This is a genomic window from Labilibaculum manganireducens (assembly GCF_002843385.1).
GTDB lineage: Bacteria > Bacteroidota > Bacteroidia > Bacteroidales > Marinifilaceae > Labilibaculum > Labilibaculum manganireducens.
The window spans coordinates 32,323-59,119 of record NZ_MVDE01000018.1 but is presented as its reverse complement, the minus strand read 5'-3'; the positions used below and the strand labels follow the sequence as shown (position 1 = coordinate 59,119).

At 36.4% G+C, this 26,797-nt stretch carries 11 protein-coding genes; 1 reads left to right on the top strand and 10 read right to left on the bottom strand.

Translation table 11 applies throughout. From position 1 onward, the window contains the following. Positions 1 to 162 precede the first annotated feature (162 nt). Positions 163 to 1,404 (top strand): site-specific integrase, encoded by a 1,242-nt coding sequence (locus tag BZG01_RS12580; RefSeq protein ID WP_101310194.1) that lies wholly within the window; start codon positions 163 to 165, stop codon positions 1,402 to 1,404. A gap of 53 nt (positions 1,405 to 1,457) precedes the next feature. Here the strand turns inward: BZG01_RS12580 and BZG01_RS12575 are convergent, their stop codons facing one another. The 10 genes from BZG01_RS12575 to BZG01_RS12530 form a co-directional block, all read right to left on the bottom strand. Then, positions 1,458 to 9,674 (bottom strand): SprB repeat-containing protein, encoded by an 8,217-nt coding sequence (locus tag BZG01_RS12575; protein ID WP_101310193.1) that lies wholly within the window; start codon positions 9,672 to 9,674, stop codon positions 1,458 to 1,460. Between the two features lie 50 nt (positions 9,675 to 9,724). Then, entirely contained in the window at positions 9,725 to 11,815 is a 2,091-nt protein-coding gene (locus BZG01_RS12570) for a fibronectin type III domain-containing protein (protein WP_101310192.1), read from the bottom strand. Positions 11,816 to 11,896: 81 nt separating this feature from the next. Next, a complete protein-coding gene (locus tag BZG01_RS12565; protein ID WP_101310191.1) occupies positions 11,897 to 13,645 on the bottom strand; it encodes an IPT/TIG domain-containing protein in 1,749 nt (582 codons plus the stop codon). Positions 13,646 to 14,278: 633 nt separating this feature from the next. Further along, on the bottom strand, positions 14,279 to 14,677 hold the full coding sequence (locus BZG01_RS12560) for an endonuclease domain-containing protein (RefSeq protein WP_245870363.1): 399 nt from the start codon (positions 14,675 to 14,677) through the stop codon (positions 14,279 to 14,281). Between the two features lie 167 nt (positions 14,678 to 14,844). After that, positions 14,845 to 16,587, bottom strand: a complete 1,743-nt coding sequence (locus tag BZG01_RS12555; RefSeq protein WP_143470906.1) for a hypothetical protein — start codon at positions 16,585 to 16,587, stop codon at positions 14,845 to 14,847. A 491-nt stretch (positions 16,588 to 17,078) separates the two neighbouring features. After that, on the bottom strand, positions 17,079 to 17,360 hold the full coding sequence (locus BZG01_RS12550) for a hypothetical protein (RefSeq protein ID WP_101310189.1): 282 nt from the start codon (positions 17,358 to 17,360) through the stop codon (positions 17,079 to 17,081). Further along, on the bottom strand, positions 17,341 to 19,776 hold the full coding sequence (locus BZG01_RS12545) for a hypothetical protein (protein ID WP_143470905.1): 2,436 nt from the start codon (positions 19,774 to 19,776) through the stop codon (positions 17,341 to 17,343). Before BZG01_RS12545 ends, BZG01_RS12550 begins: the two co-directional genes overlap by 20 nt. Before the next feature lie 354 nt (positions 19,777 to 20,130). After that, positions 20,131 to 21,033 (bottom strand): hypothetical protein, encoded by a 903-nt coding sequence (locus BZG01_RS12540; protein WP_101310187.1) that lies wholly within the window; start codon positions 21,031 to 21,033, stop codon positions 20,131 to 20,133. 4 nt (positions 21,034 to 21,037) lie between these two features. Continuing rightward, a complete protein-coding gene (locus tag BZG01_RS12535) occupies positions 21,038 to 25,375 on the bottom strand; it encodes a fibronectin type III domain-containing protein (protein ID WP_101310186.1) in 4,338 nt (1,445 codons plus the stop codon). Positions 25,376 to 25,846: 471 nt separating this feature from the next. Then, on the bottom strand, positions 25,847 to 26,554 hold the full coding sequence (locus BZG01_RS12530; protein ID WP_143470904.1) for a hypothetical protein: 708 nt from the start codon (positions 26,552 to 26,554) through the stop codon (positions 25,847 to 25,849). Between the last annotated feature and the right edge of the window lie 243 nt (positions 26,555 to 26,797).

Sequence of the window (26,797 nt, the reverse complement as noted above, 5' to 3'; positions counted from 1 at the left end):
AGTACATTATAATGGTGTTTTGAAAGGTGTAGATTAGAATATTGAAAAACGCTACACCTTACAGAGGTGCTAATACACTACAATACACCCTTTTGCTCTATCGAAAAATCACTCGTTTGCTAGTTTTGAAAATCGTTTTAAAACATTTAAAAACCAGTAAAAATGAGACAAACAACTTCAATTTTATTTTTTGCAAGAAAAACTACCAAACTGAAAAACGGAGAATCTCCAATCTTCGTAAGAATTACAATTGACGGTCAAAGATTAGACATATCTCTTAAAAGAAGTATTGATGCTAAGTTCTGGGATTCTAATAAAGGGAAATGTAAAGGCAATTCTCTTAAGGCAAAGGAAAACAATCGATACGTTCAATATATGGATGAAAAACTCTTGAAAATCATTAATGATCTTGAAATTCAAGAAGAGCTTACTTGTAAAAATGTAAAAGCCAGCTTAAATCAGGAGAATGATGATCATAGCATTATAAGCATCTTTCAGAAACACAATGAAAGGTGTGAAAAACGTATTGAGATAGATATGGCAGAAGGTACAGTAGAGCGATACAGAACCTGTCTGAAACATACTCAAGATTTCATTCAGCTGCAATACAACTTAAAAGATTTACCGCTGAATAAAATCAACCACCAATTTATTACCGATTTTGAGCATTACTTTAGAACGGAACGAAAATGTTCTACCAATACCACATTTAAATACCTTAAGAATTTTAAGAAAATAACGAATTGGGCTCTGGCAAATGAATGGATGAGATCAGATCCTTTTGCAAAGATCAAGTTCAAAATGGAAAAGGTTGATAAAGAGTTTCTGAATGATGAAGAGTTGAATAATCTAATGGTGAAAGCTTTCGATATCAAACGTCTTGAAATTATTAAAGACCTCTATTTATTTTGTTGTTTTACAGAATTGGCCTTTTCAGATGTAAAATCTCTTAGCCAAGAACACATTGTAAAAGGCATAGATGGTAATCAATGGATCAAAAGCAAAAGGCGTAAAACGAAAGTAGAATTCGAAATTCCAATTTTTGAGATTCCCAAAGCCATTCTTGCCAAGTACAAAGACGATCCTATTTGTAAGATTCAGCAAAAGCTATTGCCCGTGCCAAGCAACCAAAAAATGAATGCCTATTTAAAGGAAATAGCAGACCTATGTGGCATCAATAAAAGCTTAAGTACACATTCAGCTCGACATACATTTGCAACAACTGTTACTTTGGGCAATAATCTCAATAGTAAGGCTATTTCGAACATGATGGGACATACGAACACCAGAATGACGGAAAACTATGCCAGAGCCAGCGAAAAGTTGATATCAAACGAGATGGAGACGCTTACTACAGATCTAAAAAGACATAAACATTTCAAAAGAAAATCCCACTTCAAATAAATATTTAAAGTGGGATTATTAATTAAAATCATCAGAAAACTTTTGAAATCACTTTAGTACACAAGGAATCTCAGTACTCGTCTTTCTTTTCCAACTATAATTACAACTGCATACACATTGTTTGGCCTAAATATGGATCTATTATTGAAATCGAATTGGTAAACGGCATTATTATGGCCTTCATCTGTATCTATTTTAAGAGCTCTTTCTACATCATATATTTCCAAGCTCACGTCTGCTGTTTTACTCAAGAGAAGCTTTAAATGTAAATCACCCCTGTTCGGATTAGGATATAATTTTGCCTCAGTTATATAAACTTGATCAGGCTGAATAAATCCTGCTTTCCGTTTAGTACTGCTGCTTTCAACCCTAACTTGCTTTTCCATATAATCGCTGCATTCATTTTTAAAAATGGACATGCCAATTGTGTGGTTTCCTGCTTTCAGTACTCTCAACCAAATTGATGCCTCTTCTTTCTTCACCACTTCTAATCCGTCTGGGAAATGCCATTTTACCGAATCGGGTTGCTCCCACGAAATATCAACAGCAACAATAGTATCACCAACAATGGCCTCAACAGGAATAATAAAATCAGCCACTACTTCATAATCAAGAAATGTTATTGCAAATTCGTGCTCTGCCTCACATCCTTTTTCTGTTGTTACAACCAATCGATAATCCCCTTCTTCGGAAAGTTCAACCTCATTATTAGTGCTAAATTGATTTTCTCCAAAAAACCACTCACTTAAAACACCATTCACTCCTGAACTTACTATTTCTGTTTGATTTTTGCACAATACATACTTATTTGGTAATTGTATTGAAACAGGTACTGGCGCACTCAATTCGGCCTCTAAAGCCTTTTTACAGGCATTTGCATCAGTAACCTCTATTTGTAAGTCTCCAGCTCCTAAATTAGGAAACCATCCGTTACTGTTTGATTTACCATTTAAATTATAGTTATAGTCAGGACTTCCACCAACAGCAGTCAACAGAATACTTCCATCATCAATTCCAACACAATTTGGAGATTGTAAACTGCTTACATATAATTCCAATTCTTCAGGACCCGTAATTTCATATTCTGCCTCAGCAAAACAATTGTTTGCATCATTAACAACAAGCGAATACTTCCCTTTTCCCAATTGTTTGATTTCTCTTGGATTTAAACTTTCGAGGCCTTTCCAAATCGCATCATATGGCTCTGTCCCATTTGTTATCTCAATGGATATTTCCCCATCTGTGGATTCATGACAACTCACTTCTTTCAAGTCTATCAAACTAATTTCAGGGCCACTCTCTTCTCCTATTGAAAATGATTGTGAAGCTGCACATGAGTTGGCATCAGTAACTTCAATTTGATAATTACCAGCTGCCAGAGTATTTGGTTGTAATTGGTTAGCCGGATAAAAATCACCCCAATTGATATAATATTCAGGCGTACCACCTGTTATTTCTATCTTCACAGAACCATTACTACTGTTACAGGTACTATGTGTCAAATCTGACAATTCTACCTTAAGGTTTTCCGGTTCATCAACATCAATATATTGATTTTGAATATTACCCAACTTATCTTTTACAAAAACACGGTAATTCCCGGCTTTTAGATCCGCAAATTCATTCGATTTAGAAAAATCTACCGCATAATTAATTGCATAGGTATAAGGTGCGGTACCTCCAGTTGCACTAACCCTTACGCTACCACTTTCATCGTTAAAGCAAAGACAGTTGCTCTTCTCTAATTCCATCAAAATTTCGTCAGGCTCTTCAATCACCACTTCTATTGAATCTTTTACTCCTTTACTATCTTTTACCCGCAATTGGTACAATCCAGCTTTTAAATTTTCAAATTTACTGGTCACTACCCATGTACCCTGATTTAAAGAAAATTCATATCCCGGCCAAACGGCATAAGGCCATCCACCAACAGCTGAAACTTCCAATACACCATCTGCCGCACCAAAATAACTGGTCTTAACAGGATTGGCAACAATAGATAATTTACCTCCTGGCTCCATTACACCAGCCGTCTTCTTCAAACCATTTGCAACTCCAAACTCATTATTACCATAGGGACAATTGTTCTTATCCCAGATTTCAACAGTATACTCTCCAGCATAAAGCTCTTCAATTTTTTTAAGCGTGCCATTTGAGTATTTTTCACCTTTGTGATACCATTGGTATCGATAGTCTCCATTTCCACCACTAACTCTCGCCTGAACTGCTCCATCATTACTGCCAAAATTGGTCACACCCATTACATCAAAATCGATGGCCATTTCGGCAGGCTGCAGCAATTCTTCCTCTTGTTTGTAGTAACAGCCTAAATCATCAGTTATTTCGAGAAGGTATTTGCCTTTGCCTAACCCATCCTGATTCCATTCCTTACCAGTTGTGCCATTTCTAAAATCCTGCTCATCTTTAGAAATAATAAATGAGTAGTTTCCCGAGGTACTTGTTCCACCTAATACTTCACTCGTCCAAAATCCATCTTTTGCTTCGTAACATTCCGGAATAACAGAATTAAAGTTTTCTATATGCAGCCAATCCGCTTGGTTTAATTGTAGCTTGCTTCTTACTATTCTGCAAGCATTTGCATCCGTCACTTCTACAATGTATTCTCCTGTTTCCCGTTGAATAAATGTTGTATTTGAAATCGCCCTAATTGAATCCAACCGATCTTTTGCATCTGAAAGGGACATCTTATTTAATAGAAAATCATAATAGCCTCCAGAATAACTTACACCTCCTGTTGCCTGAACCTTTATTTCACCGTCTGTTCTTTTCGAAATGTCCCCCATATCCTTTTCATGACAAGTAGGCATTGTAAAATCAATACCTGTAATTTGCAAAGAATCCGGTTTTACAAGCGTTACTACATTGCTAACAGAACACCCATTATCATCAGAAACTATATAGGTGTACATACCTGCTTCTAAATTTTTAAATACAAGATCTTCTCCAGCAACAATATTTCCTAATTGATGATTTTCATCTTCATCCGATTGTACGATTTTATATTTTGATGAATTGGTAATGGGTATTCCTTCATATGGGGTGATTCTCACAGAATCTTTCAAATAGGAACACCTAATTTCGAACCCGCCTTCGTAATGCGATGTTTCAATATCAAATTTAAGTGCTGTTGGTTCAGTTAATACCGTATCCTTTAGATATTCACAAGCCTTAAATTTATCAGTAATACTTACTTGGTATTCGCCTGCTGGTAAATCGCTAAAAATTACCTGTCCATTTTTTACTTCAGTAAATTCCTCCTCAATCTGCTCATCACCAATTTCAGTAAGTTCTTCCTCAGGTACCATCCCTTTTAAGTGGATTGTATAAGGAGAGATACCACCCAAGGCTTCTACTTTAATAGTATCGGTTAGTCCATTACATTTTATTTCAAAACCATTGTAATTTGACAATTCGATATCTGCATTTAATGCCTCTGGTTGATTTAAAGTAATTATGTTTGCTGTAAAACAATCGTTATTATATGCTCCCGTTACCTTTACATGATAAAAACCAGCAGGTAAATCTTCAAAAAATGTTTCATCATTGGATAATTTGGTTGCAATTAGAGTATTGCTTTCATCCAGTAATTCAAATTTATAAGGAGTTATTCCCCCTGTAGCCTTTGCCCAAATACTATCTGTCCCAGCAAAACATTTAATTTGATAATCCTCTCCATAATGATTACTGAATAACTCCAGTTGTAGTTCTAATGGCTCTTTAAGTGTTGGCTTATATTCTTTAGGACAGTTCTTTGCATCAACAATATAGAAAACAGGTTTTGTACCAAAAACATTAAAATCAACGTATCCTTCTGACTCTGATATTTCTTTAGTCTCCCCATTATAAGTTATTTGGTAAGGTGCAAAACCACCTTTTACCGATACTCCAATTGTTTCAGAAGCTCCCAAACAAGTATAATCAAATACCTCCTTAGTTTCCTCATCGATATACTTTGCCTCATCCCGATTAAACTCTATTTCTTCCGGTTGCTTTAATTCAAAATCAATCTTATCCGATTGACAACCTCTTTTATCTGTAGTAAGAATGCTATAACTACCTGCTCCTAAATCCTTGGCTGAGACACCCACTCCTTCTGCAACTTCTAATAGCTCCTGATATAGCGTTCCTTCTTTATTGATCTGCACTGTATAATTTGCAGTTCCCCCATTCACTGTTATTGTACTGCCATCTTCACTGCCAAAACAGTCAAAATTAGCAACACCGCCATCTTTCAAAATATCTATCCCCAATACTTCCAACTGATTAATAATGAAATCGGGCTCCTTTAATTCTTTTTCCAATTTGTAATAGCAACCATTATCGTCTGAAATCTCCATTACATATTTGCCGCTTGCTAAATTGTTTCGGTTAAACGTACTTCCAGTACTGCCTCCTACACCATTTATTTCATAAGTATATTGACCCGTTGCAGTTGTTCCTCCCAAAATCTTACTTTCCCAGTGACCATCGCTGTAATCAAAACATGTGGGTTCAGTCACCATCATTTTACTTACATCCAATGTTAATAAATCAGGTTGCTCAAGTTTCTTTTTGGTTTCTTCAACTTTACATCCATTCCCGTCTATTGTGATAAATTTATATTCTCCCTCCACAAGAGAATTAAATACTGGTGAATTTCCATTCACTTCAACTTTACTAACATCAGGTAAGACTCCATCCGATTGATAGATATTGGTTTTATAGCCAAGCATTGCTCCTCCACTAATCGTAAGCTCAATTTGTCCGTCTTCCTTTTTAGATTGATCACCCATGTCGAATTCGTTACATGATGGGATTTTAATAGCTCCAAAATTTATTTTAAGTTCTTCAGGCTTACTTATATCAATTGACTTCTCAAGGACACAACCATATTTATCCGTTAACTTATACGTATAATACCCCTTGTCTAATCCAATAAATTTGACAGTTTCGGTATTTATATCTTCCTTGAAAACATCCGATTTATCCTTGCAAGTTTGTAATAAATTGTATGTAGTACCAATCCCACCACCAGCTTTTGCATCAACATAACCTAATAAATCTGAACATTTAATTTGATAACCACCTTCATAAGTTGTTGTGGTAAGATCTAGTGTTAATTCTTTCGGCTCGATTAGAACAATACTATCTCTAAATTCTGTTTTATGAAAATCTGTTAACAATAAATCATAAGTCCCGGCAGGTAATTTACTAATATACTTGTCTACACTAACTAAATTAGAAAATGACAATGATACTCCACCATTTACAGTTAAAGCATAAGGGGGAATCCCTCCCGTAGGCTTTACAGTAATTGCACCTATTGAATCCTTACATGCAATATCATATCCATTTGTTTTATAGTATGTTATTGGCAACTCTAATTTGGCTGGTTCCTTTATCGTTATCGCATTTTCTTGTATACATGTAGGATATTTCCCATTAACAATAGCTTTATAGGTACCAGCAGTTACATTAAATGTATTCACACTCAAGTTAGAGGGTCTATTCTCTACAAGCTTCCAAACTCCACTTTTATCATCATATTTCTGAAAATTAATAGTATATGGAGTAATCCCACCTTCAATAATTACATTCAACTTATCGGTGTCTCCATTCTTTTTGATATGGTAAATTTCTCCCGTGCCATCCTCAGGTCCTGCCTTATAAGTAGAGCATTCAAAATTTACAGTTAACGGTAAAGGTTTTATTAAATCGACGCTTCTTTTTTTATTAATACAGCCCTTGTCAGAAACATACAGTATTGGTTTAACCTCCTTTGTTTTAACTAACTTAGCCTTATACACTGCACCAACCTTTTCAATTGGTATTAAAGAAGAACTATGTGTTGCAGAATAAGGAGGTAAACCTCCATGTATTTCTATACTTATATCCTCTGATGCATCACTACAAGAGAAATGAAATTTATCCTTAATGGAATTGATATATTTAGGCTCGGGATTCTTAATTGTAATTACATCCGGTTGCTTCAATTCAAAAGGAAATAATGTACCTAAAGAACAACCATTGGCATCGGATATTTCTAAGGTATAATTCCCTGCCTCTAAACCTTCTAATGTTATGTCTGTCGCAGGAGGTAAATTATCACCACTCTTATTCATCTGACCAGAAATTGTATATGAATATTTATTAGGTTTACCATCTGGGCCATTCGCAAGCCCTCCTTTTACTTTAAACTTTACTTTTCCATCACTTGCTCCATGGCATTTGATATCAAAATTGTCATATTGCTTCACATTTACAAAATCATAGACTTCTATTTTTTGTGGCTCATTTAAGACAATAGGCTTTTCAAAAGAACAACCTTCATCATCAGTAATACTAATATCATTCGTTCCTGCATTAAATCCAGCGATAGTACCTTGGGTTAGGGATTTTCCATTCGTTTCATTTATTAAAGTATATGGCTCAACTCCTCCGACAGCTCGTATATTAACACTCCCCTTTTCTCCAAAACATTCAACATTATCAATTATTTTCAATTCCAGGTCTAATTGTATATTTCGTTTTTTCACGTACTCCTTTTTAGCCAAACATCCATTATCATCTTTAATCCATAAGGAGTAGTTAAAATCAGAATTATTTTCAACAGAACTTACATCTAGTAATAGAGGACCAGCAGAAAAATCCTCATCCGAAACAAAACTGTACTTATACCCGTCCCCTTTAATTCCTCCTTCACCAACTATATTTGTTATTTCGTATTGATCGCATATTTTTTTGTTAACAACATCGCGGCTCATAATTTCTAATGCTTTGGGATTACCAATACTAAAAGTAGCACTCCCATCGCCCACCATAAATGGAACGCCCTGATTAACATCACGTGGATCGACTTTATTAAAATAGTTACTGACAACAATCTTATATTCACCCTCATCCAGTCCTGACACTATGACTGAATTAGCTGTCTCTGGTTCAGAATACCTATTTATAGTATAATTACCCGATGGGTCGAGTTTTGTGACGTTAATTTGATAAAAATCAACACCAACACCAACATCTCCTGTAATTGAAAAACTAACACTTCCATCTTTTTGATTAGGCTCAAGATCTTGGTAATGCTCATCATCACTATGGCAGGATATATTCGATGCAACTAAATCCTTAATTATTGGATAATGCGGAAAAACATCAATAATAACTATTTTATCCTCTTCAATACATCGCAAGTCAGCTTTGTCATCAGTACGGACAATGGTTTGCACTCTAAATTTGAAATTTCGGTAGAATTTATTTGATTCGGGGAGTAGGTAATCACAGGTTCCATCGTTTGTGATATTGGACTTTGTTTTACTATCTATTGCTGGAACAAAATAGGGAATATCAATTGTTTCATCTATCAAGTATCGCTCTATCATATCCTCCAATTCATTATCAGAAGGATCATCTTTAAGATAAAACATAACATATTGAGTAACATTCCATATTTCTTCCCGAGACATATTAGAATAAAACTGAAGATTATATCCATCCTCTGGCTCTCTGCCAATTGCCGAAATCCAAGGAAATGATTCTCCATATTCATAAAAGAAAAACGGAGCTAAAACCTTACGTTCGGTTTTTTCTGTAGTAGTAGCACCATCAATCTGCACCATCCATTCGTACTCAAAATTAGCACCTTCAGGTTTAACTACTTTTAAAGGAACTATGGAACCCTCCTGAAAACTGGTATCATCTTTAGAAGGACTTGTAATTTCTACTGAGGGTGGTGTAATGTAATATTCTAATTCAATCCTCCAACATGAATGTGCATCACTCCCCTTAGCACTTTCAATTGTTTTTGTATGCCATCCCGGTGAATTATTATACTCCAAAAGCGATTTCACACTAAAATCACCATACTGCACATGTTTATCAGAACTATTTCCTCCGTCATGTTCCCATCCTTTAAAACTAAAAGTATAATCTGAATCTGAATAATAATCTACTAATGTCTTACCTGATAATTTAACTTTCTTTTTATAAAGCCAATACCCAGGTAAATAATCATGATCAAAATCTTGCCAATACGATTTATCAATCTTTATTCCACTTCCGAATACATAATTTTGCTCTACATCATTTTTCCAAAACCTTAACCTACACTCTGCCCAACTATCATTATCATGAATATATCTCCCAGATATTTTATTTAATCTTATCTCAATCTCCACCTCTCCATTATAAACCAAATCCTGTTGTGCTTTTACCGAAAAGCTCCCCAATAAAAAAACAAGTATAAAAAACAGTAAAAATCTCAATTTCATAGTAATGGTTTTATGGATGATAAAATGATCTGGTATCTGAAAATAATTGTTTAGTACTGAATTTGCAGTAGTTCGGTAAAAGGAGATTTACCTCCATCTTTGTACACAGCCTGCAGTCGGTACTGATAGTGGGTATTTAGCTCTACATCAGCATCTTTAAATTCCGATTTGTTTTGAATGAGCCGATAGAATATTAATTCTTTTCCCTCTGCAGCTCTATATATATTTACCTGAACAACATCTTTGTCTGCTGCTTTCCATGTAAGAAGTACATGTCCCTCATTTATTTTTGCCTCTGCCTGTACTGCTTTTAATTCAGGGCGGAATCCATCATCAGCAATTTCTGCCTGCAGCCACTTTTCTGCGGGAGACTGGTTTTTACCGGCATCTTCGGCAAGAATACAATATTGGTAAGCAATTCCTTTTTTAGGACTTCTATCCAGATAGGAATTTATGGAATCGGTAATGGAAAAACGAGCCAAAGTATCGCAGCTCTCCTTGTCTTTTTCTTTTCTCAACAGCTTCTCGTATTGGGTATCAACACTAAAGCTATGTACCCAACTAAGACTAATTCCCTCATCGGTAATTTCGTAATTCGAAAATATAGGTGGCACTGGAGAAATGGTATCTGGCTTTTGAAGCAGTAATGCCTCGCTCAATTCCGATTGATTAAAACGTTGATCGACAGCCACTACCTTGTAATAAATTTTAGGGGTTAAATTGTACAAATCGATGGAGTCTACAAAAAAAGTATCGCGAGTATGTACTTTGGTAATCTGACTAAATTCATCAATCATGAAATTGGATCGGAAAACACGGTATCCATTTATATCTTTCTCTTGCCCTGCATCCCAACTTAGGTGTACCAAACCAGTAGAATCGATTCGCCCCTGTAAGTTTACAGGTGGTGCCGGAGGAATACTGTCCTGAAGCTGCACCAGCAGCGGCACCGAATAGAAGTTATCGTCGTTTACTCCTGTTGCCTTAATTTTATAATAATTGGTGCTTAATGGTTCCATATCAACAAAAGACCGGGCTTTCCCATTCAACTCACCCGAAACATCCTTAAAATTTCCGGTTGATGAGCCAGCCCTCAGCACCTGCATATTCTTCACATATTGTTCTCCAACGGAATCCAGTTTCCATCGAATTTCCACCTCTCCATTATCATTAATCTGCTGATCCAAATCTTCATATCCTATTTGATACTGAGGCTTTCCCATTGCGCTAACCACATCGGAATAAGGACCTGCTTCGCCAAAAGCAGTGCGTCCATAAATTCGATATTGATATTCTTTCAACAATTCAGGTAAGGAATCGGGCTTCATCATATCCATAGGAATATCTCCATCATCGCCATAGGTAAGAACCATTGGCGATTCACTTATTGAGTGAAAAGAGTTTCCTCCATCATCCGATCGTTCCACCATATAAGCATTGTAAGTCGTTGATAATAGAAATTGATTCCATACAATTAATGCTCTTTTTCCATCTGCCTTAGCATGCAGTCCCAATGGTTTTTGTAAGGGTTGATAATCAGCTGCTCCCGTATATACATATCCCGTATCCACCTCAACAGTTAAATGGGTAGGATAAACCCGATACAGATACATTTCATTCTCCCTGATATCTGTATCGGTATAATTCAATCCCATTGCCTTCGACACTCTGGCCGATTGATCGGCTGCAAACATGGCAAATGAAAACCGGTTCTCCTGTTCTCTGGTTTTATAAACCATCTGCATCATCGGATTTTGCTTTTCATCAATCATTTCGAACTCTTTGCCATAAATAGCCTGAGCTGCCACACAAAGCCAATCGTAATCGGCTACAAGAGAATCCTGCATGGCATTCTCCCACCATGCTTCTTTATTCACCTTTATCCCTTCTTGTAAAAGCTTGTATTCGGGTTGAGGTAGCTGTTTGCCATCACGGTACAATACAAATCGTTCCAAAGTATAACCATTTGTACTCGCCTGTTTCCAAAGAATATGATGGTTAGGCGCCCAACGCAGCAACACTTTATCTTTTTTGGGCGAAGCCAGAATTGCGACACCACGTTTAAACTCTGCATCGTTTTCCTGCGAAAAAGCATTGCTTATGCATAAGCTCAATAAAAATAGGGCTATAAGATGTTTCATTAGTTATTAAATTGTTTGGTATTTTATGGGATGTGGTTTAGGGGAGTATACAATTACAACTCCCCAAAACTTTCTTTTCATTTAATAATCTGCAGGAGTAAATTCCCAAAACTCTAAATTGTCATTATCTCCACCAATATAAATCTTCCCATCAATAACAAAATAAAAGTAATGACTACTATATGCTCCTGGACAATCAGTATTTCTTATGCTCAAATTGTTTTCAAAACTGAAATTTGATATACTAAGTCTACTCTTATATTTATAGTAACCATCTTTGATTGAATCGAAGATGTAATTATCCGTTTTAATTGAGTAAATCTTATCTTCAATCAATAATGAATGATATTCTGGTCGATAAGATGACTTGCTCTCTTTATATGTATCTGTTATATAATCATATTCAAACTTCCCAATAAAGACCACCTCATCCTTTACAATTGCACAGTCTCTGTAATATTTAGTTGACTCACCTCGTGATGGACAAGCCGAAAGACGCGTCCACTCATCTTTATCAATATTATACTTCCAAAGATCATTCTGAAATACGTCGCCGATGTATCCCAAGCCGTAATAGAACGTATTGTTCACAACAAAGCTGGCTGCACCTTTTCGCAGCTCTCCGGGGAATTCTGCCCGTGCCATAGAGTAATCTCCTATAAAATTAAAGCTCTTTAAAGTCTTTCCCTGCAGAATCAATAATTCCTCATCAATCAGACCAATTGCATCAGTCTTATTATATTCTAGCGATAAAATCTCTTTGTAAAGGCTCCAGCTATCGTTGGTTGGACTGTATTGATAAAGTTTTTGATTACTTAAAACATAAGCAAAATCTCCTTTGGTAAAACCAAAGCCATCCCCCATTTGTTTCTCTGGCAAATTGTTTTTCTTAAGCCAGGTATCAGGTGGCAATACTGTAAGCGTATTATTCTTATTATAATATTTATACCCGCTGCCACTTGTCACTTCCAAATCAGCTACTCCAGGCTGAAGATCTTTTGGAGTTTGTACAGTTACCGTATACCCCTTATCACCTGGCCACTCAGAAATAACCTCGCATAGTTTCCCATTAATCTTGAAATTTATATCCGCTCTATTTGTTTCCGAATTCATAGGCAAATATCCACTAACAAAAACTCCTATTGATTGGTCTGATCTGATATACTCCTCATTTAGTGTAAAATATCTCAAATATTTAAATGTGATTTCACTTTGACTTGTCGCTCCATTTACAACTAAATAAAGCTCAATATCTTTATCTCCCGCATAACCATCTGGTGCAATAAACGTAATTTCGGTTTCGGAGGCTTCCAATATTTCGGCCTCATCTGAACCCAACTCTAGGGAAATAGCTTCCTTGTCAGTTGTAAAGTATTTACCAGTAATGGTCACCTTAGTTCCACCTGAACCTTCCTTAGGGCTGATATCAGTAATTTCAGGACTTGCCAAATCAAAACCAGTTCCATATTTATTCATATAAGTATCGGTCTCGGTCTGAATAAAAGCATTGTATTTGTAATGCTTTCCTTGCTCTAAATTTTTTAATTCAAAAGAGATTTTACCTTCCTGAGGATTTCCATTTAAATATTCAACCGTTCCTTCGTTTAGAGTTGAAACTCCATCGTAACCTTCTGTCCAAACAAACCCATACTTAAGGATTGGCTCGGAACCTGCTTCTGTAATTTCGGCATTAATAACTGCCGTTGTATTGGTTATATCTGATGCTGCTATGGCATTTATTACCGGGGGAACCATAGGCTCATCTTTTTGGCAGCTGCAAACCATAAGAGCCATTAAGAGTATAAAACAGTAGTGTTTAAAGTCTTTCATTTTTGTATTGTTTTAATTATTTGATTTTTATTTTCAACTATTCCTTTTTCTCATTTACACCTATTCCGAAAACTTTCGGAACCACTGAAGGGAACCTTCCCAAAACCGCACCATTAATTCTTTTGAGATATATCTAACCACAAAGGACTCAAAGTACAATCACAAAGAACCCATAGCATAATTTCTAATTAATAACTGTCTTACTTTTCGGCTTTCCTATTCCTCATTTCTTACCCCTAAATCCCCTAAAGGGGACTTTCCAAACCGACTACCCGTTTAAGCCCCTTTTAGGGGCTTGGGGTATCCAGCATATACTACTCCAACTTTCTACCCCTAAATGGACTCCAATGATTTCGGTTACTTTCGTATTTTTTTTGTTTCTTATCCTACCTACCCCTAAATCCCCTAAAGGGGACTTTTTCACATCGACTACCCTCTTAAGCCCCTTTTAGGGGTTTGGGGTAATAGGGATAAATTTATTATTACGACTCATATCAAAATTTACTCTAAACAGTTAATCATTAATTCCTAATTGCATTACTTACCACATAACTTTCCAACCTCACCTTCTAAAATCCTTCACAAACCACACGATGCAATCGTGCGGGAGCGGGGGTTATCAGTGGGAGATGATTATAATGTTTTCAACTCAAGTTTCTGTATACTACAGATTTTATTGATTTCGTCAATTACCTTGTTAAGATCCTCCTCAATTTCATTATTGGTAAAACGGATTATTTTAATTCCCCAATGATTTATTTCTGCTTCCCGACCAATGTCATATTCCTTTTGTTCTGAAGATTGATGTATCCCACCATCCACCTCAATTACCAATTTTAATGAGTGACAATAAAAGTCGGCAATGAAAATATCTATTGGATGTTGAGCTCTAAAGCGTAAACCCTGAACTTTTTTTGCTTTCAATTCTTCCCACAACCTTAATTCTGCCAAAGTCATATTTCCTCTCAGATACTTTGCCTTCTCAAAAATGTGTGGCTTCGCATTATAAAACATTGAAACTTGATCACTCATTGCCATTTTATTATTCTTTTTTCCCTTTTTATTTTCACCCCTACCTCCTCCACCCCTAAATCCCCTGAAGGGGACTTCTTCCAAACCGCACCAATAAGCTACACTTAAGGGTGGGAGATGATTATAATGTTTCCGACTCTTGCGTATGCTGCAAATTTTATTGAATACTAATCTTCAAAATAATCGACAATATCACTAGCGAAACCATAAAGGCTCATAAATTCGTTCTCGTATTCGTTATTCTTAATTTTCTCTAATACTTCGGGACAATCAGGTACAAATTTTGCCAGTTCTTTTTTAAATGCATATTGAAACTTCAAAGAAGAAGTGGATTCGCCATAATCATTTTCAGGCTTTTGCAGAACAATTGCATTTTCATACTGATACAACTTTATATATTTAGACTCAACATACAATTGAGCAAATCGGTATTGACGAAGTTGAATTTGCTTGCCTTCCCCTGGCTTAGTTTTGCCATCGTATGAAAACTTTAAGGCTACATATTTATGGAGAGAACCTGTATCTCCACCATCAAAGCCACTTCTTATTAAATATTTACAATTCTTCGCTTTAAACAATCGTGTACTAACAGCTCCCATAGAATCTATAGTAAGAAGAGTTGCACTTTTACCATCTAAAAAAGATGGATCTTTAATAATGTCACTCTTTATTTCGGTGTTCACCTTAAGGTAGCCTTCGTGCTTTATGCCTTCATTGGTTTCTATACGACCATACAAATAGCCTAATGCTTTATACTTAAGGTATTCCCCATGTTCTTTTAGCTGTTCTTTATTTTTCTTCGAAAAGGATACTGCTGCAAAGTCTCTTTTAAACTGCCCATTCTCGTCCGCATGTAATTGTCTTAAATCGGCTCTTTTCTGCACCATTTCGTTAAATATAGTACTGCTTTTCCTTTTATCTAATTCATTAACTTTGGAGTTGTATTCAATCGTCTTTTCATCATTACCCAACACGTAATTAGCACTTATAATATTGGCATATAAAGCCCATAATACTTTTTTGTCTTTTTTATCACTCTCCGTGTAATCTTTTGTTTTCTCTAACCAAAAATTAATACAGGTCTTTGCTTTTTCATCCAGCTTTAACTTGTTGGTATCAGAAAATGGCAAAGAGAATAAGTCCATCATCTCGCTTGTTACTTTATTGATTTCAGTAAAATCATAGCCTTTCTTATCCTTAAGTAAATAAAATGGAATTGGTGTACGAGCCACATAAAAATCGATACTTTCAACTAAAGGTTTCCCCAAGCTTTTTGTAAAATTAGCTACTCCCTCGTACAGGTCGTTATTGTATTTTTCAATATTTTTTTCAATTCTTTTTATTATTAGCTCTTTGGCAAGATCACTACTGGTAATTTTTTGCTTTTTGTAGGTTTTAAGTTCGGTTATTGGGAATTCGTGTTTTTTGCTCTCTTCATAAAAGTTTATACCAGCTTTATTTGCAGCTGTAATTTGCACTTCACAGTAGGCACTCAGGGTACTTTTATACGAAGCAATGCTATCTCCTTTTTGTCGGTTGTCTTTTATCTCTACTTTAAACTTTACATCCTTATACTTTACTTTTATAATAAGCAAAGTATCCCAATAGTTAGAATGCCTCCTGTAACTAAACTGGTTTAAAACAAGAGAGCTAAAAATACTTCCATCTTTTAAACGGTTTTCATCTAAGTCTACAGGCTCCAAATTAATTTCGTCCATTTTCCGAACCGATTCAAATTTAATTTTACTTAAACTAATAGGTGCATAAACAATTTTGTACTCATTTATACTGGCAGGTACTACTACGGTAGGAAAATGCCACTCTTTAAAGTAAACCTGTTTCTCTTTGGCATGTTGTGCAAACAAACTGTTAGAGATAAATAGCGTTAAAATAATTAGTCTGAGTTTCATAGCTTTTATTTGATTTTTATTAGCAAATTCAATATTATTCAAAAAATTAGTTTAGTTTCTAATTCCAAATCCTTCTGATGTTTCATACAACAATATTTCCAATTTAATATCTTCCATAATCCATAGCCTCCACTGGAGTAGCTTAACGGTACTACTTCTTTTCTGTCCCTAAATCCCCTGAAGGGGACTTTCCCAAACGGACTACCCTTTTAAGCCCCTTTAGGGGTTTGGGGTAATAGGGATAAAATTTATAATTACGACTCATAGTAGGATTTACACTAAACAGTTAATACTTAATTACATTACTTACCACATATCTTTCGCAAAACACTCACAAACCACACGATACAATCGTGCGGGAGCGGGGGATTGCATCGTGTGCTTACTACATCACTACAACCACTCCTTCCAATGTTCCTTTATCACACAAGAAAAACTGTATGACTTAGAACGCCATACAATCGCGCACTAGCGGGGGAATAAATATCAATCTAACTCTCTTCCGAATTATCTTTCATATTTTTAAGTATTCCTAATACAATTTTATAGACAAAAAACATTGCTATTAATCCAAAAAAACCATATACAAAAGTTGGACCACCAATTGAATCCAAATGCTGTACAATTGCTTTAAACACTCTAGCCCTAGTACTAACTTTAATGTCTCTATTTATATATCTTTCATAATCACGCAAAACTGAAATATACAATGAACCTAAAACAATTAAACCTATAACATAAAGCCAATACTCTCTATTTTTTTTGTTTTTCATTTCCTAAACTTTTTATTGTTAGTTTCAATGCATTACTAACAAATTGATTTGATACAGATTGAATATCCTTTGGTTTTATCCCTAATGAAATTAATTTATCATACACTGCTTTGGGGCTTTTCTTAAAAGTTTTTTCAAGCAAATTAAGATAATTAGTTTGACCAACTAAACCATGAGTAATAATCGCAATAATTATTTCATTTTCCATTATTTCAAGAGCAACTAAAGATGCTTCCTCGAATCCCTTATCGGATTCTTCATAAGCTCCCTTTAGTGCACCCCTAATTGATGATATTACGATATTCATTTTAGGATCTTTTATTAGAGAACTAGCACCACTCCAAACCACATCAGTCAGTTTTACATCAGTAAAATTAAATTCTGGATCTAAACTAATAATCGCAGCCTGAAAAACAAAGTCAATAGTCATGGCAATAGTTACTTTTGTCCCGACTTTAACTGCTGTTTTCACACCTGCATATGTACCAAGAGTGAATACTGTTAGTGATAAATCTGCTGCTAACACGGCATCATCAAATGCTTGTTTCCTATCCTGTTGTTTTAAAATCCAATGAAATAGAACTCCCGGAATAACAACAAAATCACCAGTGTTAGCATTTAAGCTTTCAATTGGGCTTTCAATCTGAATCCCAACAAATTCATAAGGTGAAATATCCATAAGTTTCTCTTCTTCATCAAACCACCAATCCGTATTGTATGTTATAATAAAATAACCTAATCTTCTGCTTCCTTTTGAGTGATAACTAGGGTCAGGACCAGCCGTTTCCGCCCATCTAAATATTTTATTATACGCTCCAGATTGAGACAAATTGTACCTTGCTAATTCTGCGTAACTTGATTTACCATATACCTTAGTGATATAATCAGAAATTGTGAATACAAAACTCTTCAATTCAGAACCATCAATATCTTTAATGAGATTAATTATCGCATTATTCTTCAATAAAACTTCAAGAAGTTTTCTCTGATCAGTAATGCCTGATATATTTTTCACAACGCTTGCGAGAATATTTTCTTTATCTGCACTCCACAAATAACCATCAGAAATAGTATTACTATTAAATATCCCATTAATTACCTCTAATCTATCATCTATTGACAATTCATAATATGCTTCTTCAGGATAATATTGTAGTCTTTCCCAATTCATTTCCTTAATCAATTGTTTAAATTCAGAAATCCAAGAAGAATAAGTCAATGTTAATATATCACTTATGAATTTATTATTTTGACTGGCATTTACAACAAGAGTTAACTCCCCTGGATAAGATGTAAATTGAATATTGGATAAATAATCAGGATTATTACAATTCTCCCCAGAATGAGTAAACACAAATTTCAAACATTGACTTTGTCTCATCACAGTATTACCTACACTATACTTATCTGTCATTAAATATTCTCCTCCCGTTGCATGAATACCATAAAATACAATTGGGTCGCTACTACCTTTAGGATATTCAAATTCTTCAAACATAAAACTATAATCTGTAAGACTAATAGGTTTTCTTGTAGCACGTCCATAACGCAATCTTTCTATTTGCTTATATGCTTCCCGCTTATTAACACTCGCATTCCCCTCTTCCTCCTGTCCCCAAAGCTCCACATCCCTTAGGTTGTGAATATCGTCCCATTGGTATTTGCGCAATTGTTGTCCGTCGGCATAGTCCATTAGGTTTTGGGTAGAGTTTTCGGGAATGGAAGGAAAATCCTGAAAAGGATGACTTAAACGGAATTCGCCATGAGCGACCTCGTGGGCAATGGTTCGGCACAATGCCTTAGTCGGATTTATATTATTGCGTTTATGTATATCAGTAAATACAAAACCCCAAGGTCTCTTTTTAGGCATAAAACCTGCCTTTGCAGGATTCCTGGCTTTATCTACCAAAAACACGTAAGTTTTATGTTCGTCGTAATCGCCGGAACGTTTCAAGGCAGTGATCACCTTGTTCATCTCCTTGGTGTAATTGCTCAGCATACGCGATTCGCCATCGTCCAAACCCTGGCTCATGTCGTGGCTGTACTCAACCTGCACACCGGCATGTTGGCTCACTGTCCAGCTTACATTGGCGGGGCTGTAAGCATCGTTTAAGTAGGTTTCGAGCTGTGCCCGTGGTATGCTTGTATTGTTCCCATTTACAGGAACCAAAACCATATTCTTTTCAATTTGATCGTAGCTAATTACGTTTAGTGCACCTATGGGTACTTTCTTTGTTTTTTTGGTGCTGTCGTTTTTTACCTCGTAATAAGCGGTAATTTGCTGCACATCTTCGTGAAAGCTGCCCCGAAGGTTCAAGCTAAAAGCATCGCCCTGTTTTTGTGCTGCAATTTCGGCTCCCATGGCAGTCATAAAATGAACTCCCTCCGGACTATAAAACAACTTATTACTACTCATATCAAAATTTACTCTAAACAGTTAATCATTAATTCCTAATTGCATTACCTACCACATATCTTTCACAAACCACACGATACAATCGTGCGAGGGAGTACGGTTGCTTTCTTATTTCCTATTTCTTGTTACTCATCTCTTACCCCTAAATCCCCTAAAGGGAACTTTTTCACATCGACTACCCTCTTAAGCCCCTTTTAGGGGTTTGGGGTAATAGGGATAAATTTATTATTACGACTCATATCAAAATTTACTCTAAACAGTTAATCATTAATTTCTAATTGCATTACTTACCACATAACTTTCTCACAAACCACACGATACAATCGTGCGGGAGCGAGGCGAGAGCAGAAAATACTATTGTTTAACTCTACTTAAATGTATATAACCACTAAACTTAAATATTAAATCAGGTGATTTTCCCATTTGAATCTGCACCACCCTTCCCCAATTAGAATTTTCAATTTTTTCAACATAAATAGGGCTATCACTTAAAGCTTTATATAGTACTTTTGATTTTCCATCAGGAGTTTCTCTTACATTGGTCCAGCCATCGCTATCTTGCACTCTTCCTTCTATTAAGATGCCACTCTCGTAGGGGTCTTCTATTTTTGTTTGATGAAAATAACCATCAAGATCTATTTTATATTCAATTCTTCGTAAAACTTTATCGGGAGTAGGATCGGTATCGCCTGGTTTAGGAAACCATTCATAAGAAGTAATCGTTGTGTCTTTTTCAAGAAACACTCTCCATGTTCCTCCACCATGAAAATTTATGGCTGATAACATCTGCTCGTCCGTTTTCCTAAACAAGTAAACTTCTTGACTTGAATTGTAATAATTTTCTTCGAAATTGAAATATTTGTAATATAGCACTAGCATTACAATATCATTATTAAAATCAACCCGTGCCAACGGAAGTAATGTATTCGGTTTAGAATCGGAATGAGAATCATAAATACCATGATAACCGCCATGATATTGTATATAACAGGTATCATTCACTCTTGTATGAGGAGCGCTTGTAGGGTATGGATAATCAATTGTCTGCTTTCTTACTCTTCCTGAATACTCTCCAAATATGCTTTTATTAGCCAGTTCTGGGTCTATAGACTTCCCTGTTTTTTCTCTAGTTTTAAAAATAGATGATAATTCACTCCATTCGTATTTTGGAAATAACTTTACGAATTCCTTAAAATCACTCTGTGCCGACAAATTAAGCGAACACAATAGCATTATTATTAATAATTTAGTTTTCATTGTTTTATGGTTTTGAAAAAATGCGATAATATTTTACCGTTGCACCTTTGGTTATATAATATTTTGTTGTTGTAGTTATTGTTTTTCCTTTAGCTGTCTCGGTTTTGGTTTCCTCACGGGTATCGTATTCCCCTATATTTTTAATCGCTTTTCCCTTTAGCCAGTCTTCAAAAGATTCTTTTGAAACTATACCATCAACCTCATATTTAAATATTTTATCAGCTTTAATTTCTTCGTTACCTCCATTGCCTTGCTCAACCGATACATCAAACTCATTCCATGCAACTGGACAATCTTCTCCTTTTTGTCCAGAATCACTCATGTCGGCAGTATTCCTATCATAAGTGCTTGACGAATTTAATCCTTTAAATTCTCGTTTTGCCAAACTACTAACCGTACCATAAGGATCATCTATTACAACTTTGGTATCATTTATACTTTGAAGACGCACAATATGTCCTTTTTCATATGCAATAGACATTAATATACCATCTCCTGCACGTAAACGCTCATTTAAGTATTTTGTTAATTCTGGTTTGTTTTTAGATGAACCTGCGGCCTTTTCCACAACCTTTAAGCCATTATATTTGGCTAGCTTAGTCCATGTACTAGCCGAAGTGCGATCACCAAATTTCTTTTCTTTTCTTATATGCTCTAGTAAGTCTTCAAAATCACCATTTTTTACATCATCAGAAATAGTCAGACCATCCTTTTCTGCTTTGGCAATATAGTCTTCTTTCGAAACACCTAACATCTCAAATCCCATAGCCAATGAGGTTACATTACATGTCCTATAAGGCGAATTAACATTGTCAACTTGGTTGTGATAAGCAACTTTGGTTTGTAACTCCTGATAATAATCTCCTCTTTTTGTTTCGTCCTTTTCCTTTTCTATCAAATTTCTAACATATGCAATTTGCGAAGCTGTTAAAACATCATATTGCAAAAATATTTCATCAATAGTTTTTCCGTCTAAAGATTCCATGTAAATACCTAAATATTTTAGCCACCTCTCTTTAATATCATTAATGGTGAAATTATCAGGTGGCATAACCTGAATCATCATAGAAGGTTTCTTTTTATCTTTTTCATAAAAAGCAATCACAAGATACTTTGAAAATAAAGCATCATCGCAATAAATATGTTTAATATTTGTTTTACTTATCAAACTATCCAAATTATTTACCTGCCTTTTAGTTATAATATTTTCAAGTTTATGATTTGTTCCATCACCATAAATAGCTATTGGATATATATCATCTTTGATAGTATATTTTGCTAGATAAATATGTTTCTCTTTTAGAATTATTTTATCAATTTTCTTACCTGCTCCTGTTTTTTTAATTGCTGAAATAGCACACGTTTCTTTTAACACATCGGCTGAACTTTTGGCTCTTAAAGACCATTCATCGATCCATTTTTTATCCACATCAGTCCAGGTATCTGCATAATCATCAGTATAGGTCAGTGGCACACTTGCTATTGAATTCGTTATTGCACGGTCAATAAGTCCAAAATATGAATCTAAAGGGGGCGGTGCTGATTCTGCATATTTATTAACCAAGTCAAAAAGAAGAGTATATTGGCTATTAATAGGATTAATTGTGGCCGCATTCCCCTCTTCATCCTGCCCATACAACTCCACATCCCTAAGGTTATGAATGTCGTCCCACTGGTATTTGCGCAATTGTTGTCCGTCGGCATAGTCCATTAGGTTTTGGGTAGAGTTTTCGGGAATGGAAGGAAAATCCTGAAAAGGATGACTTAAGCGGAACTCGCCATGAGCAACCTCGTGGGCAATGGTTCGACACAATGCCTTGCTGTTGTTGTAATGAACATTGGTAAATACAAAACCCCAAGGCCTCTTTTTAGGCATAAAACCAGCCTTTGCAGGATTCCTGGCTTTATCTACCAAAAACACGTAAGTTTTATGTTCGTCGTAATCGCCGGAACGTTTCAAGGCAGTGATCACCTTGTTCATTTCCTTGGTGTAATTGCTCAGCATACGCGATTCGCCATCGTCCAAACCCTGGCTCATGTCGTCGTTATACTCTACTTGTACGCCAGCATGTTGGCTCACTGTCCAGCTTACATTGGCCGGACTGTAAGTATCGTTTAAGTAGGTTTCGAGCTGTGCCCGTGGTATGCTTGTATTGTTCCCATTTACAGGAACCAAAACCATATTCTTTTCAATTTGATCGTAGCTGATTACATTCAGTGCGCCTATGGGTACTTTCTTTGTTTTTTTGGTGCTGTCGTTTTTTACCTCGTAATAAGCGGTAATTTGCTGCACATCTTCGTGAAAGCTGCCCCGAAGGTTCAAGCTAAAAGCATCGCCCTGTTTTTGTGCTGCAATTTCGGCTCCCATGGCAGTCATAAAATGAACAGTGTCGGCCTTCATGCCACTGCTCAACTGCATTTTCACGTTCACCACATCGTTGCCATTACTGGCAATGCTTTTCCAGGGCTTTATGTAGTAGCTCTTAGTAGAGTCGCCCAGTTGTATGCTTTGGTAGTAGGGCAAATAGGCTTTTTTCTCTTCCTCAGTTAAGCCAATTTCGTGGCTGTCGAAACCATAGTGCTGCTGGTCGTAAGCCAAAAACTGAATGCCGTTGGGGGTAATCTGGTAATCGCCGCTGTTTACCTGATCGAGAATTTGTGCCACCTTATCGGCTCCCTCTTTTACTAACTGAGCTCCTTCTTTATTCCCTACAGCCAACTGATCGCGCCCTTTCTCGATGGTTCTTTTGGCTTTTTCCAATTCATTATTCAGGCTGTTGCCGCCCATGTCTGTTTGCAGATTGCTGATCTCATCTACGATACTTTCGGCATCTGCAATGGCATCATCAACGCTGTCCCAAATATCGTTGTTGAAAAAATCGTCGGCCTGATCGCGTATATCGCTGCCCAGAGCGTAAATATCCGAACCCACCACACGTATTTCTCCGGCGGTTAGCTGGTAGCTTTCATTTACCTTAATATTATCGAAAACGGTTCGCAGTTCAATATTGCCCAACATGCCAATGCGCACCACACCGCTTCCGGTAAATGTACCTCTGCTGCCACTTGCCTGTTTCACTGTTACTTTAAAGCCACCTGCATTAATTACATCGCCTGCTTTAAGCTGATTTAATGTAGGACTGCCATCAATTTCGGGCACCGATGCATTTTGTCCGCATTCCACTTCTGCCATTTCTTTCGAAAGGCTAAACTGGCTGATTGGGGTAAACTCACTTTCGAGCGTTTCGCATTGGGCCTGTACCTTGTACTGGTAGGTAGCACCCGGTTTTAGCTGTTTCAGCTCAAAATCGGGCTGGTTCGACTGCTGGGAGTACCACTTGTCGCCTGCAACATCGCGAATTTGCACGGTAAACGAGCTGTGATTGCTTTGGGGTACAATACTCAGCTGCGCCGATCCTCCAAGAGCCGGATCAACATCAACCAATAAAGGCGGCTTGCATTCTTCGCCAAACACGAAGCTTACCACGGGCGAATAACCTTCGTTTTTAAACATCTCTTTTTGCTGATTGCTAAAGGCCCGTACCCGGCAGGCATATTGGCGTCCGGGTACCAGCATGGGGTATTGTGCATCGTAAACAAAGGATGTGTTTCGGAATACGGTTTTCAGCAATGGTTCTTTGGAACGAATTGCCTCTTCGGCCGACTGATTTACAGGCCAGATTTCCACCATTGTAAATTCGTACTCTACATCTGCCAAGGCATTTTGTGAGTTCATGTGCCGTGGCAGCCAATTGAAAAAGATGGAGGCAGGGTCGGTAGCCTTCAGCAATTTATTATTGGCTGGTGCAGTAATTACCGGTGGTTCGTTCAACAACATCCACGCCATACTGGTGGCTGTGTTCGATACTTTTTCCTGTCGGCGGGCCTCAAATATTTCTACCGTAAACTTGTAAACGCCTTCGGGCAATCGTCCGGTTTTCAGGAACTGTTTTTTGGTGATTCCCGAAAAATTCATGTGTTCGGGCACCAAATATTCTTCCAAACGATCGCCGTACAACAACTCGGGTGTACCTGCCTGAAGCAGAACGGGAGTTTTGGGAATAAAATCGTCTTTGGTAATCAGTTTAATTCCCTGTCCTTCGATGCTGATTCGCAGGCGTACCGAAAGATCAGCGTGATTTAAATCTTTTAGCGTAAGATTGACCAATAACTTTTGATTGCCCCCTTGATAATAATCGGCCAAATGTACCGAATAGGGTGGAATAACCTGAACATTGCACTGTACCGGATAATGTTGTGCATTACTTGTACCTGCTGAAAACAGCAGAGCAAATACTAGTAAGAGAATGGAAACAATGTTCCTTGGTATTTGTTTATTCATAATTCAATCAATAATTTCTGATCATTTTTTTTTATTCCTTTTTGGACTCTCCTTCTTCCAAAACCGCACCTTTTAAGCCCCTTTAGGGGTTTGGGGTCAATCTAACCACAACGTTCACATTCATAACTCATAACTCTTAACAGTCTTACTTCTTCTCTACCCCTAAATCCCCTTAAGGGGACTTCTTCCAAACTATTACCCTTAAGCCCCTTTAGGGTTGGGGTAACAGTCATTACTTGCCACACGATGCAATCGTGCGGGAGCAGAGTATATCCAAACAAATTCATAACTCATAACTCCAAACAGTCTTACTTCTTCTACCTCTATCCCGAAAGCTTTCGGAAGCTCTGAAGGGGACTTTCCAAACGACTACACAAAAAACCAAGAGAAAGATTCATTATATATTTCTGCTGACACGAATTACAAAAGCGTGCCAGCAATAAAAATATTTTTGTTTTGATTTATGATATCTTACTTACCACAATCAGAATAATCCAAAATGTGTTGAGTTAAATCTCTCCATTTAATATCAGTTGTTTTTTGAATTAAGGCATCGCATCCACCCCAAAGTGCAGCAAATTCCTTTTTGTATTTGCTTTTCTTAATTAAATGAGCAACATCTTCATCAGCTTTTTTCACATAGTATGATTTTGCAATGTTCCCCGTTGCATTTATACCTGCAACACCAATTCCCATAGTGTGTTTTGCCATTGGGTCGTGAAACACTCTCACTTCATTACTAAACTCAGGATTTAGCAATTGTAACATCATTGTTCTCTCTTTCCTTTTTACCAACACCTGCGTATTTTCACAGTAAACATAGCCCTGGCGCAACAAATCCTGATTCAGCTTTTGTTTGTTCCATTTATTCATATCCTCCACAAAAGAAATTGCTTTACTCAATTTATCCAGACCACTTGCCGGCAGATACATGTGTACAATAGCGGCAGGCTTCAATTTGTGTTTCTTCCCTATTTTATCTTCTATTTTAATGTACTTTATTAAACCTTTTTTTCTATCAACATCCTTTATGATTCCCTCTAGTTCTGTTCCATCAACAAGAGTTAGATAAGCCGTTTTCTTGTGCGAAAAAGTAAACGATGGTGATAGCAGTTGTTGTGCACTTACCTCTCCAACACAAAAAATTGTTAACACAATTAGTAAAAACTTTTTAATCATTTTAAATTTTATTAAATGGTGTCTACTCTTATCGATTTTCGACATTCTCGTTTTTATTATTTCGCTTTTCACTCCAGCAAAAAGGCTTTTAAAGGTTTTACTACAAAAAACCCAAAGCATAATTTCTAATTAACTCTTAACAGTCTTACTTCTTCTCTACCTCTAAATCCCCTAAAGGGGACTTCTTCCAAACTATTGCCCTTAAGCCCCTTTAGGGGTTTGGGGTCAATCTAACCACAACGT